Here is a 4,108-nt window from a genome sequence, read left to right as displayed (position 1 = left end):
CAGCGTCTTCCCGCTACGTTTCGGCACAAGGCCTCACTCGGCCTGCGGCAAATTCCCTTCCGTCACGCTTCTTGCTCCGCAAGAAGACGCGCCGACGCCAACGCCTCCTGCAGAGGCTCGGCTACAGGGAACTTCGGGAAGACTAGTTCGTTATACGACATAGCTAAAATATCATACTAAATTTCAATTAGAAGATTGTGGTCAAATTTCTAATTTCCTATTTAATTCAATAGATAGATTCGCTTAAAATATTTCGAAATTCACTACTTTGTTAAAAAGTATCTCAACTTTAGGAAAATAAAAAATACCAAGTCATTAGCCTGAATACTGACTTCATTCTATTCAATTTACAACAATAGGATACTTAAACTAAGTATTAAATAAACTCACCTATTTCAATGAATATTCTTGAAAGAAAACTATTACTAATAAAACTCAAATTAATTTCAAGTTCACAAATCATAGATTGGACAAGTAAATTACTATCAAAAAACAATCTATTTTTTAATACAGAAAAATTAGCTTCTATAGCAGGATTGCAAAAGTCAGATAAATATGAATCCGAGTCTGTCGAATTATTGCTTTTACAATTAGTTTTAGAGGTAAACCCAAATTTTCATATAAACAATTTGGATGTAAAAAATACTATAATCAGATGCTTAAAAAGAAAAGCAATACTACTCACCCAAAAGAAATTAGATATATTAACCTTCCTAAAACTAATTGATTCAGTTAACTACCTATATAACGATCCAATTTGGTTTGAAAACATAAACTACTTTTATTCATCAATTCAAGATTCTGAGAATACTTCTATAGAAAAGCTTCCTAAGTTAGAGGAAGAAATTCAGATATTTCTAAATCGCAAGGATATTCAATAGTAAGCTACGTCGTATAACAGCTCGGAAACGCTGCGCTTCGGCACTTACGGCCTCGCTTGGGCTGTGCCACATTCCCCTCCTGGCACTCGCTTGCATGCGCAAGCTACGTGACCAGTCCCTAACGTCCCGTTGGGACTCAGGGTCGGGGAACGTCGTCTCCGTTAGTTCGTTATACGACATCCAAAGAATATTCTCTTAAAATTGAGGAATGTTTGAAGTAGAAAAATCTGAAAAACAAGGACTTTAAACTTGATTTTTTCATTCAATACAACCATAATGTAAGTGTATGGGCATTAATACCAAAATGACAATAGCAGATATCCAGAAAATGGATTTATTAGATCAAATTGAAACGCTAGGTACTATTTGGGATTCAATAGTAGAAACTAACCAAGCAATTCCTCTCTCAAGTGAAGAAAAGGAACTTCTAGATAAACGTTTCGAGACAGAATCGTCAACACAGGGGATTAATTGGAAAACATTTAGAAAAAATTTTCAAATTAATTCAAAATGAATGTTTACCCTATTTGGGTTAAACCCTCTGCACAAAATGATTTCATTTCTGCTGTAAATTATTATGAATCAAAAGTCCATGGACTCGGAAATAAATTATTAGAAGAAATTAACAACTCACTCAAAAGAATCGAAGTTCAACCCCGAATAGGAGTTATTATTTATAAAAACTTCCATCAGATTTTAACGAAAAAATTTCCGTTTAGAATTATATATACATTTCAAAATGACGAAATCCAAATATATGCTTTCTTCCACCAAAGTAGACAATTTCAAAAAATACTGAACAAATTAGATATCTAACCCTCTTCTAAAAAATGAAAAAACCGAAACTGATTTTTTTCGCCTCTTTAATTTACATAGCAATTAACTGCTCATCAGAAGAAGATAAAAAAGAAAAACAATGTCAAAAAGATCGTAATATTCTCCAACTTTGCTTACTAATCAACCAAAATGATGCAAGATTTTGTGATACACAATCAGCAACGCTCTATTATAATTGCGGAACTGTACGGTAAGTAAACCATCCAAACTTGCGTTATATTAAAATAAATAGCCCTTAACGCTTTGGACGTCGTATAACATTGTCTACTCACTTCGCTTCGGCACTACGGCCTTGCTCGGGCTGCGCCACATTTCCCTTCTGGCATTCGCTCGCATACGCAAGCTACATGCCAGTCCCTAACGTCCCGTTCCGAGACTCAGGGTCGGGAAACGTCGAGTAGACTAGTTCGTTAGTCGCAATAGCGTGAAAATATAACCTAAATACATAAAATTTAGAAATAAGACCAAATATTTTGATTGACTCACACAGCGCAATGTGTAAGAATTTAGACTACCATGGCAACAAACCTGAACATTGACTCAGAATTACTTGATGAAGCATATTCATTAAGTGGCTTAAAAACAAAAAGAGAAACTGTAAACACTGCACTTATCGAGTTTATAAAAAAACATAAACAAAAAGAAATTATTAAATTTTTCAATACTATTGAATATGATCCAAAAGCTGATTATAAAAAGCTCAGAAAATAGTCACAATTCAACTACTATATAGTGAACTTACTTATTGATACTTCCGTTTGGTCAGAAGCTCTTAGACGAAAAAACAAATCTGTTAATTCTGAAGATACTTTTCTTTTTCAAATAATTAAAAATGAAGAAGAGATATTCTTAACTGGAATTATACTACAGGAAATATTAACAGGAATAAAAAACCAAAAGCTTTTTGATGAAATTAATAATCATCTTCGCTTCTTTAATTATGTAACCCCTACGAACAAAGATCATATTCTCGCAGCACAGTTAAGAAATGATTTAGCAAAAAAGGGAATCACTGTGGCTTCGATCGATGTTTTAATAGCACAAATAGCTATTTCAAACAATTTAACCATTGCGACTTACGATTCTGATTTCAACAAAATTGCTGAAAATTCGAAATTAAAAATAATAAACTTTGAAAAATATCTCAGTAAAACATAAACCACGCTACTGCGACTAACAACGGGGAGACGCTGCGCTTCGGCACTTGCGGCCTCGCTTGGGCTGCGCCACATTCCCTTTCTGTCACTCGTTTGCATCCGCAAACTCCGTGCCAGTCCCTAACGTCCCGTCCGGGACTCAGGGTCAGGGAACGTCGTCTCCCCTAGTTCGTTATGCGAAAGATTGCAAAAATATATATAAAAAGGGAAACATGAAACAAAAACTTATCATATTCTTCGCATTGGTTGTATTTTCACAATGCAATACAAAATTAAACAATAGTGTAGCTTCAGGAACCTTAGAAAATCCAGATATGGAGAGTAAGTTATCTGATGATCTTTCCGAATTTAAACCTTACCTTGAAACCTCTAACAGCGCAATTGAGTTAATTTCAAAAAATAATTACAGAACCGTTGCAGAAAAATATTTCCTTGAAGATGAAAACAAATCAAAAAATGTAGATAATTTTGCAAAATTAGATGATGTTGTAAATGAACAGTTCGGAAAATTTAAATCATACAAAAAAAATCAATGGAATTTCTCTAAACAAAATTATGAAGGAAATGATTATATTCAATCTATCAAAATTGTACATTTTAGAAAAGCAACTTCATTCGTTACCTTAACATTTAAGGATGGAGATCCTTCAAAAATACTCGGATTATATTTCAACAATCCACCTCCACCAAAAAAATACGTTAAAATCGATGAATCGTATACTTACGAAGGAATAAAAAAGTAAATATAAATAATTCGGAATTAAAAAAATTCAAAATTAAGGAAATTCAAAGAATGTTTAGTAATTTAGGACCTTGGGAAATTCTCTTTTTACTTAGTCCGATTTGGGCTATTGGTGGATATTTTTTACCAACAATAATTGCTTTAGTTAAAAAGAAACATAGCTTCACGTTGGTTCTCATTAATCTTTTACTTGGATGGACAATAATTGGATGGTTTTATGCTCTTTTTCTAGCATTAAAGAAAAATAATTAAACATGCAATCCTTCGCATAACAGCGTCTACTCACTGCGCTTCGGCACTACGGCCTCGCTTGGCCTGCGGCACATTTCCCTTCTGGCATTCGCTCGCATACGCAAGCTACATGCCAGTCCCTAACGTCCCGTCCCGGGACTCAGGGTCGGGAAACGTCGAGTAGACTAGTTCGTTATACGTAATGACCCAAATCTTATCTTTATGACTGTTTTGACATAGAAAAATAGGATACCAACTCT

The 4,108-nt window shown here is 34.3% G+C and carries 7 protein-coding genes; all 7 read left to right on the top strand.

Going from position 1 to position 4,108, the window contains the following annotated elements; all coding sequences use genetic code 11:
- Positions 1-398: 398 nt before the first annotated feature.
- Entirely contained in the window at positions 399-881 is a 483-nt protein-coding gene (locus EHQ16_RS00635) for a hypothetical protein (protein WP_135637614.1), read from the top strand.
- Between the two features lie 286 nt (positions 882-1,167).
- Complete coding sequence (locus EHQ16_RS00630) at positions 1,168-1,395, top strand: hypothetical protein (protein WP_135637612.1); 228 nt, start codon at positions 1,168-1,170, stop codon at positions 1,393-1,395.
- The gene (locus EHQ16_RS19675) at positions 1,392-1,697 is read left to right on the top strand and encodes a type II toxin-antitoxin system RelE/ParE family toxin (RefSeq protein WP_135637610.1); all 306 of its coding nucleotides are present in this window, start codon (positions 1,392-1,394) and stop codon (positions 1,695-1,697) included. Before EHQ16_RS00630 ends, EHQ16_RS19675 begins: the two co-directional genes overlap by 4 nt.
- A gap of 537 nt (positions 1,698-2,234) precedes the next feature.
- Positions 2,235-2,429: a type II toxin-antitoxin system VapB family antitoxin gene (locus EHQ16_RS00620; RefSeq protein WP_135637608.1), complete on the top strand. Its 195-nt coding sequence runs from the start codon at positions 2,235-2,237 to the stop codon at positions 2,427-2,429.
- Positions 2,430-2,450: 21 nt separating this feature from the next.
- A complete protein-coding gene (gene vapC / locus EHQ16_RS00615) occupies positions 2,451-2,876 on the top strand; it encodes a type II toxin-antitoxin system VapC family toxin (RefSeq protein WP_135637606.1) in 426 nt (141 codons plus the stop codon).
- Positions 2,877-3,087: 211 nt separating this feature from the next.
- Positions 3,088-3,618 carry a hypothetical protein gene (locus tag EHQ16_RS00610; protein WP_135637604.1) on the top strand — a complete coding sequence of 177 codons (531 nt, stop codon included), beginning with the start codon at positions 3,088-3,090 and terminating at the stop codon, positions 3,616-3,618.
- Positions 3,619-3,668: 50 nt separating this feature from the next.
- On the top strand, positions 3,669-3,869 hold the full coding sequence (locus EHQ16_RS00605) for a superinfection immunity protein (protein ID WP_100745163.1): 201 nt from the start codon (positions 3,669-3,671) through the stop codon (positions 3,867-3,869).
- Positions 3,870-4,108 lie beyond the last annotated feature (239 nt).

The sequence above is a fragment of the Leptospira kanakyensis genome (assembly GCF_004769235.1).
GTDB classification, from domain to species: Bacteria; Spirochaetota; Leptospiria; order Leptospirales; family Leptospiraceae; genus Leptospira_A; species Leptospira_A kanakyensis.
Note: the sequence above shows the minus strand (reverse complement) of the source record. Positions and strands in the feature narration are given on the sequence as shown.

Excerpts from the sequence above, each read along its gene's own strand:
- EHQ16_RS19675 (WP_135637610.1), top strand. The coding sequence starts at position 1,392 with ATGAATGTTTACCCTATTTGGGTTAAACCCTCTGCACAAAATGATTTC.
- EHQ16_RS00605 (WP_100745163.1), top strand. The coding sequence starts at position 3,669 with ATGTTTAGTAATTTAGGACCTTGGGAAATTCTCTTTTTACTTAGTCCG.
- EHQ16_RS00630 (WP_135637612.1), top strand. The coding sequence starts at position 1,168 with ATGGGCATTAATACCAAAATGACAATAGCAGATATCCAGAAAATGGAT.
- EHQ16_RS00610 (WP_135637604.1), top strand. The coding sequence starts at position 3,088 with ATGAAACAAAAACTTATCATATTCTTCGCATTGGTTGTATTTTCACAA.
- EHQ16_RS00635 (WP_135637614.1), top strand. The coding sequence starts at position 399 with ATGAATATTCTTGAAAGAAAACTATTACTAATAAAACTCAAATTAATT.
- EHQ16_RS00620 (WP_135637608.1), top strand. The coding sequence starts at position 2,235 with ATGGCAACAAACCTGAACATTGACTCAGAATTACTTGATGAAGCATAT.